The following is a 17,061-nucleotide window of genomic DNA, read 5'->3' as shown; positions in this document are numbered from 1 at the left end:
GATTGCTAGGTGCTGGAAAGCAAAAAGCCCAAGGCGATGACCTCGGACTCTGGGGCTGACGTATCGATGTGTACTGTTACCGTCTAGGCTCTTGCTTCTAGGCTCTTGTTTTAAGCTGTTGCTCTGTACTTGAAACTTCTCTATTCAGGAGCGACGTCCCCCCTATTTTGAGTAGCGCGGTGATTTGGAGTTCAATCCCCAACGAGACGGAGATTGGACGTGAAGAAGCGCTTTTCCGAAGAACAGATCATTGGCTTCCTGCGTGAGGCAGAGGCCGGCATGGCGGTGAAAGAGTTGTGCCGCCGACACGGGTTCAGTGAGGCGTCCTACTGCCTGTGGCGCAGCAAATTCGGCGGCATGAGTGTGCCGGAGGCCAAGCGGCTCAAGGAGCTGGAGGCGGAGAATGCCCGGCTGAAGAAGCTGCTGTCCGAGCAGTTGCTGGAGAACGACGTCATCAAGGACGCCCTGCGAAAAAAGTGGTGAGCGCACCGGCGCGCAGGACGCTGGTGCGGCATTTGATGGAGCGCGGGCTCACAGAGAGGCGGGCATTGGCCGTGGTACGGATGAGCGCCAGCGCACTGCGCTATGCCCCGCGCCCCGATCGCAATATCGAACTTCGCGAAAGGATCCTGGCGCTGGCACAGCGACACAAGCGCTACGGCGTGGGGATGATCTACCTGAAGCTGCGGCAGGAACAGTGGCCAGTGAATTACAAGCGGGTGGAATGCTTGTATCAGGACGCCAAGTTGCAGGTGCGTCGGCGCAAGCGGAAGAAAGTTCTGCTGGGCGAGCGTCAACCGTTGCTGCGGCCGGAGGCAGCCAACCAGGTCTGGTCAATGGACTTCGTGTTCGATCGCACCGCCGAGGGTCGTGTAATCAAGGCGCTGACTATCGTCGACGATGCCACACATGAGGCGGTAGCGATTGAGGTGGAGCGGGCGATCTCCGGCCACGGCGTGGCACGGGTGCTGGACCGGCTGGCGCTGACCCGAGGCCTGCCGCAGGTGATCCGGACCGACAACGGCAAGGAGTTCTGTAGCAAGGCGATGGTGGCGTGGGCCTACGAGCGAGGCGTGCAGTTGCGCTTGATCCAGCCAGGAAAGCCCAATCAGAACGCCTACATCGAGAGTTTCAACGGCCGCCTACGCGACGAATGCCTCAACGAGCACTGGTTTCCCACACTGCTGCACGCACGTACCGAGATCGAAACCTGGCGACGGGAATACAACGAGGAACGACCGAAGAAGATCCTGGGAGGTCTGACGCCGGCCGCCCATGCCCAACTACTCGCGGCCAAAGCCGCTACGATTAAATTTGGACTCAAAAGGGCCCCGCTACTGAAAGCGGGGGGACGTCGCTGCTCCAAGGGTTCGACGCTTCCCATGTGCCCAGGTGACGATCCACGCTTTATGCCCTGACGGCTGCACGCGCAGGATCAGGCCACGCACCTGCGTGTCCCTGAGCTCGTAGGGGCGATCTTGGGGTTGGGCGCTGGCGGCGATGCGCTTGTTGAGGGCGGCTTTCATTGAGGCGTGAATTCCGTAAGTGGCTCGGAAGCCAACTTAGGACGCCGCTCAAGGGAATGGCCGGATACGGATCATCCGCATCCGTTTCTGGGACTTCATCGGGAAGCGACGGTTAAGCAGAAAACACCTGCGGAATCAGCGCGGTCCGTTGCGGGGGCAGGAAAGTTGGAATCGGGCGTGTAACCGGAATTTTGTTGAAATTTGCTGAAAAATCAGCAAATTAGGCATCGAACATGCGCACCGGGTACTGCAGCCGTTCGATCAGCGGCGCCCAGAAGAAGGTGACCACGCCAGCCAGCAGGGTGATGGCCGGATAACGCCAGTCGCTGATCGCGGCCACCGGCGTGGCGCCGATCAGCAGGTCGCGGGTGATGCCGCCGGCCAGTGCGGCGGCAAAAGACAGCACCAGCACGCCGAAGATGTCCAGCCGCCGGCGCACGCCCATCGTCGCGCCGGACAGGGCGAAGACGAAGGTGCCGATGAGGTCGAGGATCAGTACCAGGGTTCCCATGCGGCCGTATTGTGCGGCCTGCCGCTGGCGGCGGCCATCGTGCCCGGGCACATGGGCGCCGCCAGCAGCGATGGACGCGGCGCGGAAGAGGTCAGGGCAACGGCGGCAGCAGTCCGGCGCCGAGGCGGTTCCAGGCATTGATCACCGCCACCGCCATGCTCAGGTCGCTGATGCCTTTCTCGTCGAAATGCGGCGCCAGCGCGTCGAACGCGGCCTGCGGCGGCGCGCCGTCGGGCAGGCGGGTCAGGGCTTCGGCCCAGCCCAGCGCGGCGCGCTCGCGCTCGTCGAAGAAGCGGCTCTCATGCCAGGCGGGCAGGGTGTCCAGCTTGCGCGGCTCGATCCCGGCCTTGCGCAGCGCGGTGGCATGCATGTCCATGCAGTAGCCGCAGCCGTTGATCTGCGAGACCCGCAGGAACACCAGTTCCAGCAGGCCAGGCTCCAACGAAGCCGAATGCACGGCCTGGCTGGTCGCCAGCAGGGCCTTGAACGCATCGGCGGCCAGGCGGGTGTAGGGAACGCGGGGGAAAGTGCTGCTCATCGGGAGGGCTCCAGTGGACGGCCGCAGTGGCCGCCTTCATTGCAAGGACGCACCCGTGTCCTCGGCCGTGACAAGGGCCCGCAGTTTGTGCGGATTGAGCACACTGTAGATGCGCGCGATGCGGTTGCCGTCGACCACGATGGTGGTGACCGAATGCAGGTGGTCGCCATCGAAACGCAGGATCGCCGGCTCGCCGTTGACGCTGCCCAGCCGCGCCGGATGGGTGCCGCCGCGGCGCGCGATGGCCCAGAACAACTGGCCGATGCGCTCGGCGCCGAGCAACGGCCGGATCGCCGCGGTGACTACGCCGCCGCCGTCGGAGACCAGCTGCGCGTTGGCATGCAGCAAGGCCTGGAGGGCGGCGTTGTCGCCCCGTTGCGAGGCCTCCATGAACCGGGCCAGCAGGCGTCGGTGCTGGCCTGCATCGGCGGCGAAACGCGGCCGCCCTTCCTGCAGGCGTTTGCGCGCGCGATGCACCAGCTGGCGGCAGTTGGCTTCGCTGTGGCCGAGCAGGCCGGCGATGAGCCCGTAGTCATGGTCGAACGCCTCCTTGAGCAGGAAGGCGGCGCGCTCTTCCGGGCCGAGCTGTTCGAGCAGGGCCAGGAAGGCCAGCGAGACGTCCTCGGCCAGGGCGTGGACCTGCGCGGGATCGGGCGCGGGCGGCAGCTCCACGGCGATGTGCAGCGGCTCGGGCAGCCAGGGCCCGACGTAGTCCAGGCGCTGGCGGGTGGCCGTGCGCAGGCGGTCCAGGCCGAGCCGGGTGGTGGCGGTGACCAGCCAGGCCTCCGGATCGGCGATGGCCGCGGTATCGGTGCCGGCCCAGCGCAGCCAGGCGTCCTGGACCACGTCCTCGGCGTCGGCGCGGCTGCCGAGCAGGCGGTAAGCCAGCGCCAGCAGGCGCGGGCGGTGGTGCTGGAAGGTTGCGGTCATGTCCATGCGGGAAGGACGCGGCAGCGCGTGCAGGCGTGACAACGGGAAACCGCTACTTTGCCTCACTGGCCGGCGCGCGGCCGCGGACGGAGCGTTGCAGCCCGCCATGGATGGCGGGGCGGACAGGAAACCGCCTGGAGCGGTTTCCAACATCGCGCAGCGATGGCCCGCAGGGCGCCCGCCATGGATGGCAGGGCGGACAGGAAACCGCCTGGAGCGGTTTCCAACATCGCGCGGCGATGGCCCGCAGGGCGCCCGCCATGGATGGCAGGGCGTAAAATACCCGGCTCAACCCCCGCCAGCCTCGAGCAAGCCGTGACATCGATCAAGCAGGAAGACCTCATCCAGTCCATCGCCGACGCGCTGCAGTACATCTCGTACTACCACCCGGCCGACTACATCAAGAACCTTGCCGCCGCCTATGAGCGCGAGGAGTCGCCGGCGGCCAAGGAAGCGATGGCGCAGATCCTGATCAACTCGCGCATGTGCGCCGAGGGCCATCGCCCGATCTGCCAGGACACCGGCATCGTCACCGTGTTCCTCGAGATCGGCATGAACGTGCGCTGGGATGACGCCACCATGGGCGTGGAGGACATGGCCAACGAGGGCATCCGCCGCGCTTACGCCTACCCGGACAACAAGCTGCGCGCCTCGGTGCTGGCCGATCCGGCCGGCAAGCGCACCAACACCAAGGACAACACCCCGGGCGTGGTCAACGTGAAGGTGGTGCCGGGCGACGCCGTCGAGGTGATCGTCGCCGCCAAGGGCGGCGGTTCGGAGGCCAAGAGCAAGTTCGCCATGCTCAACCCGTCCGACTCCATCGTCGACTGGGTGCTCAAGACCGTGCCGACCATGGGCGCCGGCTGGTGCCCGCCGGGCATGCTCGGCATCGGCATCGGCGGTACCGCCGAGAAGGCGATGCTGCTGGCCAAGGAAGCGCTGATGGAGCCGATCGACATCAACGACCTCAAGGCCCGCGGCGCTTCCAACCGTGCCGAGGAGCTGCGCCTGGAGCTGTACGACAAGGTCAACGCGCTTGGTATCGGTGCGCAGGGCCTGGGCGGCCTGACCACGGTGCTGGACATCAAGGTCAAGGATTTCCCGACCCACGCCGCCAACCTGCCGGTGGCGATGATCCCCAACTGCGCCGCCACCCGCCACGCGCACTTCACTCTGGACGGCAGCGGCCCGGTGATGCTGGACCCGCCGTCGCTGGAAGACTGGCCGCAGATCACCTACGACGCCTCCAAGGGCACCCGCGTCGACCTGGACACCATCACCCCCGAGGAAGTGGCCAGCTGGAAGCCGGGCCAGACCCTGCTGCTCAACGGCAAGCTGCTGACCGGCCGCGATGCCGCGCACAAGCGCATGGTCGACATGCTCAACAAGGGCGAGGAACTGCCGGTCGACCTGAAGGGGCGCTTCATCTATTACGTCGGTCCGGTCGATCCGGTGCGCGACGAGGTGGTGGGCCCGGCCGGCCCGACCACGGCCACCCGCATGGACAAGTTCACCCGCCAGATCCTGGAGCAGACCGGCCTGCTGGGCATGGTCGGCAAGGCCGAGCGCGGCCCGGCGGCGATCGAGGCGATCCGCGACAACAAGTCGGCCTACCTGATGGCCGTCGGTGGCTCGGCCTACCTGGTGTCCAAGGCGATCAAGGCCTCCAGGGTGGTCGGTTTCGCCGACCTGGGCATGGAAGCGATCTACGAGTTCACCGTGCAGGACATGCCGGTGACCGTGGCGGTGGATTCCACCGGCGAATCGGTGCACAAGACCGGTCCGCGCGAATGGCAGGCCCGCATCGGCAAGATTCCGGTGATCGTGGAATAAGGCGCCGCCACGTCCGATGTGGCATCGAAACAGCCCGGGCGTATGCTCGGGCTGTTTCCATATGGGGCTGTGGACATGCGTGCAGGGCTGTGGACGGGGCTGATCGGCGTATCGCTGCTGCTGGCGGGGTGCTCCAGCGATGGGGGTTCGCGCGAACCGCCGCGCAACGACCCGGCCGCCTGCGTGAGCTACTGCCAGAAGGCCCATCAGCTCTGCAGCGCCAATCCGCGCGGCTATGGCGATTGCGGCGAGGCCAACCGCGACAACCAGTGCGACAGGATCACCAATCCTGAGCTGCGCGGGGCCTGTCAGACCTCGCAGGCGTTCTGCCAGAACCGCTCGGCGGCCGCGGTCTGCGGCGAGAGGTTGAACAGCTGCATGTCCAGCTGCAACTGAGGGCGAGGTCCGGCGGCAGCGCCATGGCGCGTTTCCGCCCGGCAATGCGGCGGCCGCTCCGGCGCTAAGATGGCGCACCGCCTGCCAGGGAGAGCCCCATGTCTGTCGTCCTGTATGGATCGCAAAGCACCGCTTCGCTGGTCGTGCACTGGCTGTTGATCGAACTGGGCATCGAGCACGAACTGCACCAGCTCGATTTCGAGCGGGGACAGCAGAAGTCTCCCGGTTATCTCGCGATCAACCCGGCCGGGCGCGTGCCGACGCTGCTGATCGACGGGCAGGTACTCACCGAATCGGCGGCCATCGCCATGCACCTGGTCGATCTGCATCCGCAGGCCGGGCTGGCGCCGGCGCCGGGTACGGCGGCGCGCGGCGACTATTACCGCTGGATGTGTTTCTGCGTCTACACCCTGATGCCGGCCTACCGCGCGTGGTTCTACCCGCACGAGCCGGCCGGCGAGGCCAGCATCGACGCGGTGAAGGAGCGCGCCCGCGTGCAGCTGGAGGCGGCCTGGCAGCAGGTCGCCGATCACCTGCAGGACGAGGGGCCGTACATGCTGGGCGCGCAGGTCTCGGCGGTGGATTTCATGTTGACCATGCTGATGCGCTGGTCGCGCAACATGCCGTGCCCGGCCGACGCCTGGCCGGTCCTGGCCGCGCATGCGCGGCGGATGAAGGATCGCCCCGCGCTGGCCGAGGTCTACCGTCGCGAGGGCATCAGCGACTGGACCTGAAGCGTGGCGCCCGTCCCCGCGTGCGGCCAGCGGAAGGCGGTGCGCACCCGCCGACCCTTCAATCCACGTAGTCGTCGAACCGGCGCCCGCCCTGGAACGGCATCACGTGCTGCCGGACGATGCCCTTGGGCACGGTCTCCAGCTTCATCACGCCGTATTCCTGCGGCCACTGCGCCTGGTCGCGCGGCAGCTTGAACGTACCCATCAGCATGTCCACCAGCGGCAGGTGGATGGCGTAGTTCACGTCGATGTATTCCTTCTGCCGGGCGTGGTGCCAGTGGTGGTAGCGCGGCAGCACCACCAGGTACTCCAGCCAGCCGAAGCGGATGCCGAGGTTGGCGTGGGCCAGCACCGCCTGCAGGCCGACCAGGATCACGTAGGCGTTCACCGCCGGGGTCGAGAAGCCAAGGACCAGCAGCGGCAGCAGCACCGCGCTGCGGGTCATCACGATCTCGATGAAATGGATGCGCGAGCCGGCCAGCCAGTCCATGTGCCGGCTGGAATGGTGCACGGCGTGGAAGCGCCACAGCCACGGGACGTTGTGGTAGGCGCGGTGCAGCAGCGCCTGCGCCATGTCGGCCACGAACACCGCGATCAGGAACTGCGCCCAGACCGGCAGCGACTGGATTGCGGCCTTCAGCGACGGGAACGCGGCCAGCCCGGCGATGGTGGAGGTGGAGGCGGTGACCAGGATCAGGATGAACTGGACCAGCACATGGCTCATGAAGAAATAGGCCACGTCGGTGCGCCAGCCCGGGCGCAGCGGCGAAAGCGCGCGCTTGCCCAGGTAGCGCTCCAGCGGCACGAACACCAGCGCCGAGAAGAACAGCGACAGCACGAACCAGTCCAGCCCCAGCGAATAGGGCGTCCTGCCGATGGCGTCGAACTGCACGTTGGTGCCGCCCAGCAGCACCGCCAGGGTCGCGCTGCCGACGCCGATCGTGGCGATGTGCTTGTTGCGGTCGCGCAGGATGGCCAGCGTGCCGAGGATGAAAGCCGCGGCCAGCCCGACCAGCAGCAGGTGACGGGCGAACTGCTCGTTGTAGACGGCGCGGAACTCGCGGCTGGTCAGCAGTTCGGGGAAGTGGAAGCAGGCCACCGCCATCAGGCTCAACAGCCCCAGCAGTGCGGAGGCGTAGGCGAAGAAGGAGCGGTGCGGTCGGGCCATGCGGGACTTCCTGTCGAAGATCGCCGGATTCTGCCTGCGCGCCAGCAAGGGCGGCAAGCCCGCTTATGCGTGCAGGCGGAGCAGACCAAAGCAGCGGCTGCGACCGCGATGGAGCTTTGTCGAGGCGGTCGTTTCGCGGCTGAAGCCGCTTCTGCGGCGTTCCCCAGGACTTACAGCAGCGTGCGCACCGTCTCCGGTGGGCGGCACAGCGCGGTGCCCTTGGACGTGCGCACGATCGGGCGGTTGATCAGCGCCGGGTGCATCGCCATCGCCTCGACCAGCGCGGCTTCGTCGTCGAGCTTGTCCGCCAGCCCCAGTTCGACATAGGCGGCTTCCTTGCTGCGCAGCAGGTCGCGCGCGGGCATGCCCATCTCGTCCAGCAGCTGGCGCAGGGTCGCCGGATCGGGCGGGGTGGCGAGGTAGTCGATGACCTCGATGTCGGCGCCGGCCTCCTGCAGCAGGGCCAGAGCGCCGCGCGAGTTCGAGCAGCGGTTGTTGTGCCAGATCGTTGCGTTCATTACCTTCAGAACCATTCCAACAGCGAGATGCCGACGCCGATATAGGTGGCGCGGTGGTTGTAGTCGATCATGCTTTCGCCATAGCCGTCGAACACCTGTACATGCCCGCGCAGCAGCCGGTTGAGCGGGAAACCATAGTCCAGCTGCACCGAGCCGTGCGAGCGGTCGCCGCCGCGCAGCGAGTGGCGCGCGGTCACCGAGAACTCATGCCCGTTGCGGTTGTAGACCAGGGTGGCGTCGCCGCGGCCGGTGTAGTCCTCGATGTCCGGGTTGTTGTCGTCCTTGGCTTTCTCCGGGATGCGATACCAGGGGCGCAGCATGATCGCCCAGTTGTCCCGGTCCAGGCCGACATTGAGGATCACCCGGTTCCAGCTGCGCGACAGCGGATCGCTGCGGCCGTTGGACTGGTGGTTGAGGCTGATGCCGGTCATGCGGCCGTTCCAGCCGAACAGCGAATAGCCGTTGCGGAAGACGAGCATGGCTTCCGGCTCGTAATTGGTCTCGCGGAACGGGCGCGAGATTTCGCTGTTGTAGGCCTGCCAGTGCGAACTCTGGGTATAGCCGACCCAGATGTCGCCGTTGTCGCCGAACAGGTTCTCGGCGACTTTGGTCTTGAAGCTGAGCTGGAACTTCAGTTCGGTGTTGTCCAGTTCCTCGGCCTCGGTGACGGTGTTGGCCGGGTTGGGCGAGTGCGGCATCCGGTTCGGCTTGTCGGTCCAGAACGCGGGCAGCAGGTACACCGGCTTGTAGGCGCGCAGCTGGAACAGGCCGAGCTTGGAGTCCTTGGCCAGTTCCCAGCGGCTGTCCAGCATCGAACCGCGGCCGGCGTTGGCTACGGCCGAGGCGAGGTCGTCGTGGGCGAAGAGCTCGTTGCGGCGCGGCAGCGGCTGGTCCAGCTCCTTTGCGCTGGCCTTGGCTTCCTTGAGCGTCTGCTGGGCGGCGCTGGCGGCGGCGTCCGCCGCACGGGTGTCGGCCGGCGTGCGGCCCAGGGCGCGGTCGTAGCAGCTCAGGCGCGCGGCGTCCGAGTCCAGTGCGAAGCAGGCCTGCGGCGAGGCCGGCGTGGTGATCGATTCCTGCGCCAGAGCGGCAGCGGAGCAGCCCGTCAGGGCGAGCAGCAGGACAGGGCGGGCGCGGGGCGTATGCATACGGGAGCGGTCCATCCGGACGAGGTAGAGGAAGGCCCCTGCACGTTCAGGGCGGGGGCCATCGGCAGGATTGTCGGTCATTGCCGTGTGCAGCGGGAGTCATCGGCGGCGCGGGCCCGGTTCAGACGAACCAGGCGATGGCGAAAACCCCGAGCATCGCCACGGCCAGACCGAGCTTGAGCGCCACGCCCAGCACGATGCCCAGCCAGGTGCCGATGCCGACCCTGGTCGCCTGGCCCAGCTTGCGGCCGTGCAGGTACTCGCCGAGCAGTGCCCCGAGGAAGGGGCCGGCGAACAGTCCGATCGGCATGAAGAACAGCCCGGCCACGGTTCCCACCAGCGACCCGACCAGCGCCAGCCGGCTGGCGCCGAGCCGTTGCGCACCCAAGGTGGTGGAGAGCACGTCGACCACGATGGAGATGATGGTCAGCACCCCGAGGACGACCAGCGGCAGCCAGCCCACATGGGTGAAGCCGTCGGTCCAGGCCGCGACCAGCAAGCCGGCGAAGACCAGCGGGATGCCGGGCAGGGCGGGCAGGATCACGCCGGCGATGCCGACGATCACCAGCAGGGCCGCTAGCAGATACAATATGAATGAATAGTCCATGCGGGTTCCGGGCGATGGCCAAAAGGGGTTGACAAGATTGTCTTTACCCGATTGATTTTTGGTTATGGTCGGGTTAAGTTTCAGCCGCTGAGCTTGGCAAGGTCACCGTGAATCGTGGCCTGATGGGTAGATCGCATGATTTGCTGCATCGTTGCACCTCGCTTCCTCCTTGCAGTCAGCCGCCTTCCGGGGCGTATCCATCATACGAGAGAGCAACAGGGAGTTAGTCGAGATGTCCGATCGCGAAACCGGCATTGTCAAGTGGTTCAATGACGCCAAGGGCTTCGGCTTCATCAGCCGCGAGAATGGCGAAGACGTGTTTGTGCACTTCCGCGCCATCCAGACCCAGGGCTTCAAGAGCCTGAAGGAAGGCCAGAAGGTCACCTTCACCGTGGTCCAGGGGCAGAAGGGTCTGCAGGCTGACGCCGTGCAGCCGGTCTGATACAGCCCGCGGAACAGGAAAGCGAAAAGGCCCGCGCAAGCGGGCCTTTTCCATGCAGCGTCCTTGCGGGCGCAGCCTGGGTCAGCGCAGCACCACGCGGCCGTTGACCACGCGCACGTAGGTGTTCTCGCGGATGCCGCCGAGATCCTTCTGGTTGACCATGATCACGCGGCCGTCGTCCATCCGTACCTGGATGTCGTACGAGTCGCCGGTGACGTTCTGCTGGATCTTGTTGCCGGCCAAGGCGCCGGCCGCCGCGCCAGCGGCCGCGGAGATGTTCTGGTTGCCCTTGCTGCCACCGGTGTGGCTGGAGATTTCATGGCCGGCCACGGCGCCGACGATGCCGCCGAGGATCGCGCCGGTAGCGGAGGGCGCGGTACGGCCCGAAGCCACCGTATCGATGCGGGTGACGATGCCGCAGTCGGCGCAGCGGGCGTTGTTGTAGCCGCCGCTGCTGTAACCGCCGTTGTTGTAGCCGCCACCGCCGCTGTAACCCGGGGAAGTGGCGCAGCCGGCCAGGGCCAGGCTGGCGATGGCGCCCGCAGCGATCAACTGGATCTTCATGGTGATTCTCCTTGCCAGATGGGTAGCGGGTATGACCATACCCGGCACGGTGAATCCTCCCTTTTCGCGCGTGAATGGCGGGCCAACCACGCGTGAAACGGAAGTCGATTCACCTGAAATCCTGGTGGCAGGCCTTGCAGTCGTTTCCAAGCTGTTCAGTGACCGCTGCCAGCGCGGTGCAATCGGCCGGCGGCGAGGCCAGCGCGTCGTTCAAGGTGGCGCGGAAGCGGCTGGCGTGCTGCTGGAAACGGGTGTCGTCGCGCAGGCCCGGGAAGGCCAGGTCCAGGTCGTTGGTCAGCGAGCGCAGGGTCTGCAGGCGCGGGGTGGAGTCGTTGACGCTGCAGCGGTTCTGCTTGCGGCTGTCGCCCAGCAGCTGTGCCTGGCGCGCCATGACGTTCATCAGGCTGTGCGGGAACGGATCCTGCCGGGCCTGGAGGGCGCGCATCGCCATGACGGTGACGACGATGCCGACCAGCAGGCCGGCGATCAGCACGAACAGGTAACGGGATGCGTTGGACTGGGTACGGCTGGGTTCGGTCATGGCCCGGGCTCCTTGGGGATGCGTCGATGGTACGACGCACGGCGCGTTTCCGGCCACGGTTAAAATGCGCGCATGAAAGAACAAGTGCGCGAACGTTTCGCCGGCATCGACCGGCTGTATGGGGCTGGCGCCATCGAGCGGCTGTCCGGCTGCCGGGTGGCCGTGGTGGGCATGGGCGGTGTCGGCTCGTGGGTGGTCGAGGCGCTGGTGCGTTCGGCGGTCGGGCACCTGACCCTGATTGATGCCGACGACATCTGCGTGTCCAACACCAACCGGCAGCTGCCGGCGCTGGCGGGCCAGTATGGGCGGAACAAGGCGGTGGCGATGGCCGAGCGCTGCCGCGCGATCAACCCCGACGCCGAAGTCGAGGCGGTGGAGGCGTTCCTGACCGGCTCCAACATGGCCGAGCTGCTGGATCGCGGTTTCGACCTGGTCGTCGATGCCTGCGACAGCTTCCGGGTGAAGGTCGAGACCATCGCCTGGTGCCGCCGCCGCAAGCTGCCGCTGATCACCGTGGGCGCGGCCGGCGGGCGTACCGACCCGACCCTGGTGCGGGTGCGCGATGTGTCACGGACCGAACACGATGCGATGCTGGCGCTGATCCGCCGGAAGCTGCGCGGCGAGTTCAATTTCCCCAAGAACTCGCAACGCTATTTCGGCGTGCCCGCGGTGTATTCGCTGGAGAACGTGAAGTATCCGCAGGCCGATGGCAGCGTCTGCGGGCTGCGGCCCAACCTTGGCGCCGATGCGGCGCTCAAGCTCGATTGCGGCGCCGGCCTGGGCGCGGCGACCCATATCACCGGCGCATTCGCCTTCGCCGCGGTCGGCAAGGCGCTTGAAATGCTGCTCAAGCCCAAGGTGCGCTGAGGGCTCCTTCCAGGGGAGTGATTTCAGTCGCGACCGGGCTTTCCCGTCATGGCCCCTCGCACGCTGCGTGCGCTGGCGCATGGGTCCATCGCGGCTGAAACCGCTCCTAGTGGGGCGCCGAAACCGGCAGGTTGAACAGGCGTCGTGCGTTCGCGGTGGTCTGCGAAGCGATCTCCTCCACGGCCTGTCCGCGCAGCGTGGCGACGGCCGCGGCGATGGCGGCAAGGCGCGCAGGTTCGTTGCGCTGGCCGCGGATGTCCGCATCGGGCTGGTCCGGCGCATCGGTTTCCAGCAGCAGGAACTCCAGTGGCATCGTCGCCACCAGCGTGCGCAGGCGGTTGGCGCGCGGGTAGGTGACCGGCCCGCCCATCCCGATCAGGAAGCCCATGTCCCACAGTTGCCGGGCCTGTTCCGGGCTGCCGGAGAAGCTGTGGATGACGCCGCGCAGGCCGCCGATGCGGCGCAGGGTCTGGATCACGTCCTCCACCGCGCGGCGGGCGTGCACGATCACCGGCAGTTCGAATTCGCGGGCCAGCTGCAGCTGCTTTTCGAAGTAGTGGCGCTGTGCGGTGGCGTCCAGGCCGTCCACGAAAAAATCCAGTCCGCATTCGCCGACGGCGCAGGGCTTTCCATGCTCCAGCCAGGTCCGCAGTTCGTCCAGGTGCGCGGGGCGGTGTTCGGCCAGGAACATCGGGTGCAGGCCATAGGCGGGGTGCAGCGCAGCATCGCTCGCGCAGGCCTGGCGCAGTGCCGGCCAGCTTGCCGCGGTTATCGCCGGAACCACCATCGCGGCCACGCCTGCCGCCCTGGCGCGGGCGAGCATCGCGTCACGGTCGCCATCGAATTCCGGCGCATCCAGGTGGCAGTGGCTGTCTACCAGGTGCATGGCTCAACGCTTGCGCGGAAGCGCGGGAGGCTCGGCTCCGGCAACCGGATCCTTGCGGCGCTTCCAGTTGGCCAGCAGCAGGGTGCCCATGCCGAACAGGATCTCGTCGATGAAGGGGACCGGGTCGGGCAGGAGCATGCTCAGCACGAACAGGGTGGCCGTGATCTTGAACAGCGTCGGGTAGCGCAGCTTGCGCGCCCATTCCATGAAGGGCAGCAGCATGGGGCTGGACATGGCGGAATCCTGGAAGCGGTGGTGGAGCGGGAAGTCCAATATTGCGACAGCCGGCCGGATTTTCATGAGGGGAACGGTGCGATGGATGCCTCCGTTCAGGTTTATCGTGCTGGAATTGCCCCCAGGTCAACAGGCGGGCGTCCCGCTGGGAGCAGACGATGAAGAGCAATACGACCACCGTTCTGGTAGCTGCCGGCGCCCTGCTGGTGGGAGGCATCGCCACCGCAGCGTTCATGAGCGCCCGCGACAAGGCGGCGCCCCTGCCGGCGATGCAGGCCGAGCAGCCGGTGCTGGACACCACGCCGCTGGCCGATGATGCCGCGGCCGGCAACGCGCTCGCCCCGCACGAACCGGCGCTGGAATACGCCGACGTGCTCAAGGTCGAGCCGGTCAGCCGCAGCGAGCCTGCTTACGCCACCGTGATCGGCACCGAGCCGGTTCGCGAAACCTCCACCACGACGGTGCCGCACGAGGTGTGCGAAGACGTGGTTGTGCAGGAGCGCCTGCCCGAGCGCGACGGCAACGTCGGTGGCACGGTCGCCGGCGCGGTCATCGGTGGCCTGCTGGGCAACCAGGTGGGCAAGGGCAACGGCCGCAAGGCGGCGACCGCCGCGGGTGCCGTGGCCGGTGGCGTGATCGGCAACCAGGTCGACAAGCGCCATGTCGGCGGCCGCGTCGTGCAGCGTACCGAGCGCCAGTGCCATACCGAGCAGACCGCTTCGGAGTCGTCGCGCGTCACCGGCTACAACGTCACCTACCGCAAGGCCGACGGCAGCACCGGCACCATGCGCATGGACAAGCAGCCGGGCAACCGTGTCGCCCTCGGCAACGCCAGCCGGACCGTCGGTTACGACGTCACCTACCGCTTCAACGGGCAGGAAAAGAAGGTGCGCATGGACGACAAGCCGGCCAGCGATCGCCTGCCGGTCATCGATGGCCAGGTAGTGACGCAGACCGCGGCGATGGACACGGCATCCAGCCGACGCTGAGCCCTCGCCGGAAGGGGTGACCTTCCCGCCTGCAGTCGTTCCAGACAACGCCCCGCACTCGGGGCGTTGTCTTTTTGCGGGTGCCGGAACTACGGGTGTGTCGTTGCTGGCAACCAGGTCGGGGTGGGGTGCCGGCGGTGCGCATGAGGGTGGCGCCTGTAAAAAAGCCAGGCCCCGGATTCCCGGGGCCTGGCCTCGATCCGTTTTTCGCGTTGCGTACCGGCGTCAGGAAGCGGCCTTGCTCTTGGCCAGGCGCAGCCAGGTGTCGACCACGGTGTCCGGGTTCAGCGACACCGACTCGATGCCTTCCTGCATCAGCCACTCGGCCAGATCCGGGTGGTCGGACGGGCCCTGGCCGCAGATGCCGACATACTTGCCCTTGGCGCGGGCGGCCTTGATCGCCATCGAAAGCAGCTTCTTCACCGCCGGATTCCGTTCGTCGAACAGGTGCGCCACGATCGACGAGTCGCGGTCCAAGCCGAGGCTGAGCTGGGTCAGGTCGTTGGAGCCGATCGAGAAGCCGTCGAAGATCTCCAGGAATTCATCGGCGAGCAGCGCGTTGGACGGCACTTCGCACATCATGATGATCTTCAGGCCGTTCTCGCCCTGCTTCAGGCCGTTCTGCTCCAGCACCTCGACGACCTTGCGGCCTTCTTCCAGCGTGCGCACGAACGGGATCATGACCCACAGGTTGTCCAGGCCCATTTCGTTGCGCACGCGCAGCACGGCCTTGCATTCCAGCGCGAAGGCGGCCGAGAAGCTCGGATCGACGTAACGGCTGGCGCCGCGGAAGCCGATCATCGGGTTCTCTTCGTGCGGCTCGTAGCTGCTGCCGCCGATCAGGTTGGCGTACTCGTTGGACTTGAAGTCAGACAGGCGCACGATCACCGGGTTCGGCGCAACCGAGGCGGTGAGGGTGGCGATGCCTTCGGCCAGGCGGTCCACATAGAAGCTGACCGGGTCGCCGTAGCCGGCGATCTTCTCGTCGATCTTCTTCCTGGTCGCCGCATCCTGGCGGTCGTATTCCAGCAGCGCGTTCGGGTGGATGCCGATGTGGCTGGCGATGATCATTTCCAGGCGGGCCAGGCCGATGCCGGCGTTCGGCAGCTGGCCGAAGTCGAAGGCACGTTCCGGGTTGGCCACGTTCATCATGATCTTCAGCGGCGCCGGGGGCATGTTGCCCAGATCGGTGGTGGTGCGCTCGAAGTCGAGCTTGCCTTCGTAGATGAAGCCGGTATCGCCTTCAGCGCAGCTGACGGTGACCTGCTGGCCATCTTCGATGACTTTGGTGGCGTTGCCCGAACCGACCACGGCCGGCACGCCCAGTTCGCGCGCGATGATCGCGGCGTGGCAGGTGCGGCCGCCACGGTTGGTGACGATGGCCGAGGCGCGCTTCATCACCGGCTCCCAGTCGGGGTCGGTCATGTCGGCGATCAGCACGTCGCCGGGCTGCACGCGGTTCATGTCGTCCAGCGTCTTGACCACGCGGGCGGTGCCCGAGCCGATCTTGGCGCCGACGGCACGGCCTTCGGCCAGCACCTTGCCGCCCTTTCCGGTCAGCGCGAAGCGCTCGATCTGGGTGGCGTGGCTGCGCGATTTCACCGTCTCCGGGCGCGCCTGCACGATGAACAGCTTGCCGCTTACGCCGTCCTTCGCCCATTCGATGTCCATCGGGCGGCCGTAGTGCTTCTCGATGGTCAGCGCCTGGCGCGACAGCTCGGCCACGTCTTCGTCGCTGATCGAGAAGGTGTTGCGCAGCTCGGCCGGGGTGTCCTCGATCCTGACGCGTTCGCCGGGGACGTCCGAATACACCATGCGGATCGCCTTGCTGCCGAGCGAGCGGCGCAGGATCGCCGGCTTGCCGGCCTGCAGGGTGGGCTTGTAGACGTAGTACTCGTCCGGGTTGACCGCGCCCTGCACGACCATCTCGCCCAGGCCGAAGGAGGAGGTGACGAAGACCACGTCACGGAAGCCCGATTCGGTGTCCAGGGTGAACAGCACGCCCGAGGAACCCACGCCGGAGCGCACCATCAGCTGCACGCCGGCGGACAGGAACACGTCCTCGTGCTTGAAACCGTGGTGCACGCGGTAGGCGATGGCGCGGTCGTTGTACAGGGAGGCGAATACTTCCTTGACCTTGCGCACGACGTCGTCGGCGCCGGTGACGTTGAGGAAGGTTTCCTGCTGGCCGGCGAAGGAGGCATCGGGCAGGTCCTCGGCGGTGGCCGAGGAGCGCACCGCCACGGCCACTTCGCCGCCGCCGTTGTCGGCGCTCAGCTTGGCGTAGGCGTCGCGGATGTCCTTGTCCAGCGCCGGCTGCAGCGGGGCGTCGATCACCCAGCCGCGGATCTCGCCGCCGGCGGCGGTCAGCGCGTTGACATCCTCGACGTCCAGCGTCGCCAGCCGGTCGAAGATGCGCTTGGACAGGTCGTTGTGGGCGATGAAATCCTTGAACGCTTCGGCGGTGGTGGCATAGCCGCCGGGCACCGAGACTCCCAGGCCGGCAAGGTTGCCGATCATCTCGCCGAGCGAGGAATTCTTGCCACCCACGCGGGCCAGGTCGGCCAGGCGCAGCTCATGCAACCACAGGATGTTCTCGTTCAAGCGCGATGCTCCGTTGAGGCCATCGCCC

The 17,061-nt window shown here is 66.8% G+C and carries 18 protein-coding genes and 1 pseudogene; 7 read left to right on the top strand and 12 right to left on the bottom strand.

All coding sequences use genetic code 11. The features are described 5' to 3' along the window. Positions 1 to 279: 279 nt before the first annotated feature. A protein-coding gene (locus ABB22_RS02620) for an IS3 family transposase (RefSeq protein ID WP_425477778.1) occupies positions 280 to 1,418 on the top strand; the annotation gives its coding sequence in 2 pieces (ribosomal slippage) (positions 280 to 478 and positions 478 to 1,418; 1,140 coding nt in all). A 331-nt stretch (positions 1,419 to 1,749) separates the two neighbouring features. Here ABB22_RS02620 and ABB22_RS02615 read toward each other — a convergent pair. The 3 genes and pseudogenes from ABB22_RS02615 to sigJ all read right to left on the bottom strand — a co-directional run. Next, positions 1,750 to 2,037: pseudogene (locus ABB22_RS02615) on the bottom strand (trimeric intracellular cation channel family protein); the annotation flags it as partial. Positions 2,038 to 2,128: 91 nt separating this feature from the next. Continuing rightward, positions 2,129 to 2,575 (bottom strand): carboxymuconolactone decarboxylase family protein, encoded by a 447-nt coding sequence (locus ABB22_RS02610; protein ID WP_055769269.1) that lies wholly within the window; start codon positions 2,573 to 2,575, stop codon positions 2,129 to 2,131. Between the two features lie 36 nt (positions 2,576 to 2,611). After that, positions 2,612 to 3,511, bottom strand: a complete 900-nt coding sequence (gene sigJ / locus ABB22_RS02605) for an RNA polymerase sigma factor SigJ (RefSeq protein WP_055769267.1) — start codon at positions 3,509 to 3,511, stop codon at positions 2,612 to 2,614. Between the two features lie 309 nt (positions 3,512 to 3,820). Here sigJ and ABB22_RS02600 point away from each other — a divergent pair, with 309 nt between their 5' ends. The 3 genes from ABB22_RS02600 (at position 3,821) to ABB22_RS02590 (ending at position 6,468) form a co-directional block, all read left to right on the top strand. Next, complete coding sequence (locus ABB22_RS02600; protein WP_055769265.1) at positions 3,821 to 5,338, top strand: fumarate hydratase; 1,518 nt, start codon at positions 3,821 to 3,823, stop codon at positions 5,336 to 5,338. 75 nt (positions 5,339 to 5,413) lie between these two features. Next, a complete protein-coding gene (locus tag ABB22_RS02595) occupies positions 5,414 to 5,734 on the top strand; it encodes a hypothetical protein (protein WP_055769262.1) in 321 nt (106 codons plus the stop codon). 98 nt (positions 5,735 to 5,832) lie between these two features. Beyond that, positions 5,833 to 6,468 (top strand): glutathione S-transferase family protein, encoded by a 636-nt coding sequence (locus ABB22_RS02590; RefSeq protein WP_057505041.1) that lies wholly within the window; start codon positions 5,833 to 5,835, stop codon positions 6,466 to 6,468. Positions 6,469 to 6,526: 58 nt separating this feature from the next. Here the strand turns inward: ABB22_RS02590 and ABB22_RS02585 are convergent, their stop codons facing one another. From ABB22_RS02585 to ABB22_RS02570, 4 genes are all read right to left on the bottom strand, one after another. Continuing rightward, the gene (locus tag ABB22_RS02585) at positions 6,527 to 7,636 is read right to left on the bottom strand and encodes a sterol desaturase family protein (protein WP_055770301.1); all 1,110 of its coding nucleotides are present in this window, start codon (positions 7,634 to 7,636) and stop codon (positions 6,527 to 6,529) included. A gap of 170 nt (positions 7,637 to 7,806) precedes the next feature. Continuing rightward, the gene (gene arsC / locus ABB22_RS02580) at positions 7,807 to 8,154 is read right to left on the bottom strand and encodes an arsenate reductase (glutaredoxin) (protein WP_055769257.1); all 348 of its coding nucleotides are present in this window, start codon (positions 8,152 to 8,154) and stop codon (positions 7,807 to 7,809) included. Positions 8,155 to 8,159: 5 nt separating this feature from the next. Continuing rightward, the gene (locus ABB22_RS02575; RefSeq protein ID WP_055769254.1) at positions 8,160 to 9,299 is read right to left on the bottom strand and encodes a phospholipase A; all 1,140 of its coding nucleotides are present in this window, start codon (positions 9,297 to 9,299) and stop codon (positions 8,160 to 8,162) included. Between the two features lie 121 nt (positions 9,300 to 9,420). Beyond that, positions 9,421 to 9,906, bottom strand: coding sequence for a DUF456 domain-containing protein (locus tag ABB22_RS02570; RefSeq protein WP_055769251.1), 486 nt, complete (start codon positions 9,904 to 9,906; stop codon positions 9,421 to 9,423). Between the two features lie 232 nt (positions 9,907 to 10,138). Between ABB22_RS02570 and ABB22_RS02565 the strand changes: the two genes are divergently transcribed. Next, the gene (locus tag ABB22_RS02565; protein ID WP_054665365.1) at positions 10,139 to 10,348 is read left to right on the top strand and encodes a cold-shock protein; all 210 of its coding nucleotides are present in this window, start codon (positions 10,139 to 10,141) and stop codon (positions 10,346 to 10,348) included. A gap of 81 nt (positions 10,349 to 10,429) precedes the next feature. Here the strand turns inward: ABB22_RS02565 and ABB22_RS02560 are convergent, their stop codons facing one another. Continuing rightward, on the bottom strand, positions 10,430 to 10,912 hold the full coding sequence (locus ABB22_RS02560; protein ID WP_055769248.1) for a glycine zipper 2TM domain-containing protein: 483 nt from the start codon (positions 10,910 to 10,912) through the stop codon (positions 10,430 to 10,432). Between the two features lie 109 nt (positions 10,913 to 11,021). After that, entirely contained in the window at positions 11,022 to 11,453 is a 432-nt protein-coding gene (locus ABB22_RS02555; protein WP_055769245.1) for a cytochrome c, read from the bottom strand. Positions 11,454 to 11,525: 72 nt separating this feature from the next. On the opposite strand from ABB22_RS02555, the gene ABB22_RS02550 reads away from it, so the two are divergent. Then, positions 11,526 to 12,320: a tRNA threonylcarbamoyladenosine dehydratase gene (locus ABB22_RS02550; protein WP_055769242.1), complete on the top strand. Its 795-nt coding sequence runs from the start codon at positions 11,526 to 11,528 to the stop codon at positions 12,318 to 12,320. Positions 12,321 to 12,426: 106 nt separating this feature from the next. Here the strand turns inward: ABB22_RS02550 and ABB22_RS02545 are convergent, their stop codons facing one another. Both ABB22_RS02545 and ABB22_RS02540 read right to left on the bottom strand, forming a co-directional pair. Further along, positions 12,427 to 13,206 (bottom strand): TatD family hydrolase, encoded by a 780-nt coding sequence (locus ABB22_RS02545; protein ID WP_055769239.1) that lies wholly within the window; start codon positions 13,204 to 13,206, stop codon positions 12,427 to 12,429. 3 nt (positions 13,207 to 13,209) lie between these two features. After that, on the bottom strand, positions 13,210 to 13,440 hold the full coding sequence (locus ABB22_RS02540; protein WP_055770298.1) for a DUF6116 family protein: 231 nt from the start codon (positions 13,438 to 13,440) through the stop codon (positions 13,210 to 13,212). A 158-nt stretch (positions 13,441 to 13,598) separates the two neighbouring features. On the opposite strand from ABB22_RS02540, the gene ABB22_RS02535 reads away from it, so the two are divergent. Further along, positions 13,599 to 14,429, top strand: coding sequence for a glycine zipper 2TM domain-containing protein (locus tag ABB22_RS02535; protein WP_055769236.1), 831 nt, complete (start codon positions 13,599 to 13,601; stop codon positions 14,427 to 14,429). A gap of 225 nt (positions 14,430 to 14,654) precedes the next feature. Here ABB22_RS02535 and ppsA read toward each other — a convergent pair whose 3' ends face one another. Next, complete coding sequence (ppsA, locus tag ABB22_RS02530) at positions 14,655 to 17,033, bottom strand: phosphoenolpyruvate synthase (protein ID WP_055769233.1); 2,379 nt, start codon at positions 17,031 to 17,033, stop codon at positions 14,655 to 14,657. Positions 17,034 to 17,061: the final 28 nt, after the last annotated feature.

It is taken from the genome of Stenotrophomonas nitritireducens, from assembly GCF_001431425.1.
GTDB lineage: Bacteria > Pseudomonadota > Gammaproteobacteria > Xanthomonadales > Xanthomonadaceae > Stenotrophomonas > Stenotrophomonas nitritireducens.
This window is presented reverse-complemented; position numbering and strand designations above follow the sequence as displayed.

What these genes read in the sequence shown, in the direction of transcription:
- sigJ (WP_055769267.1), bottom strand. Translation starts at nt 3,511, where the DNA reads ATGGACATGACCGCAACCTTCCAGCACCACCGCCCGCGCCTGCTGGCG.
- ABB22_RS02570 (WP_055769251.1), bottom strand. Translation starts at nt 9,906, where the DNA reads ATGGACTATTCATTCATATTGTATCTGCTAGCGGCCCTGCTGGTGATC.
- ABB22_RS02550 (WP_055769242.1), top strand. Translation starts at nt 11,526, where the DNA reads ATGAAAGAACAAGTGCGCGAACGTTTCGCCGGCATCGACCGGCTGTAT.
- ABB22_RS02565 (WP_054665365.1), top strand. Translation starts at nt 10,139, where the DNA reads ATGTCCGATCGCGAAACCGGCATTGTCAAGTGGTTCAATGACGCCAAG.
- ABB22_RS02590 (WP_057505041.1), top strand. Translation starts at nt 5,833, where the DNA reads ATGTCTGTCGTCCTGTATGGATCGCAAAGCACCGCTTCGCTGGTCGTG.
- ABB22_RS02560 (WP_055769248.1), bottom strand. Translation starts at nt 10,912, where the DNA reads ATGAAGATCCAGTTGATCGCTGCGGGCGCCATCGCCAGCCTGGCCCTG.
- ABB22_RS02545 (WP_055769239.1), bottom strand. Translation starts at nt 13,206, where the DNA reads ATGCACCTGGTAGACAGCCACTGCCACCTGGATGCGCCGGAATTCGAT.
- ABB22_RS02585 (WP_055770301.1), bottom strand. Translation starts at nt 7,636, where the DNA reads ATGGCCCGACCGCACCGCTCCTTCTTCGCCTACGCCTCCGCACTGCTG.
- ABB22_RS02575 (WP_055769254.1), bottom strand. Translation starts at nt 9,299, where the DNA reads ATGCATACGCCCCGCGCCCGCCCTGTCCTGCTGCTCGCCCTGACGGGC.
- arsC (WP_055769257.1), bottom strand. Translation starts at nt 8,154, where the DNA reads ATGAACGCAACGATCTGGCACAACAACCGCTGCTCGAACTCGCGCGGC.
- ABB22_RS02540 (WP_055770298.1), bottom strand. Translation starts at nt 13,440, where the DNA reads ATGTCCAGCCCCATGCTGCTGCCCTTCATGGAATGGGCGCGCAAGCTG.
- ABB22_RS02595 (WP_055769262.1), top strand. Translation starts at nt 5,414, where the DNA reads ATGCGTGCAGGGCTGTGGACGGGGCTGATCGGCGTATCGCTGCTGCTG.
- ABB22_RS02610 (WP_055769269.1), bottom strand. Translation starts at nt 2,575, where the DNA reads ATGAGCAGCACTTTCCCCCGCGTTCCCTACACCCGCCTGGCCGCCGAT.
- ABB22_RS02535 (WP_055769236.1), top strand. Translation starts at nt 13,599, where the DNA reads ATGAAGAGCAATACGACCACCGTTCTGGTAGCTGCCGGCGCCCTGCTG.
- ABB22_RS02555 (WP_055769245.1), bottom strand. Translation starts at nt 11,453, where the DNA reads ATGACCGAACCCAGCCGTACCCAGTCCAACGCATCCCGTTACCTGTTC.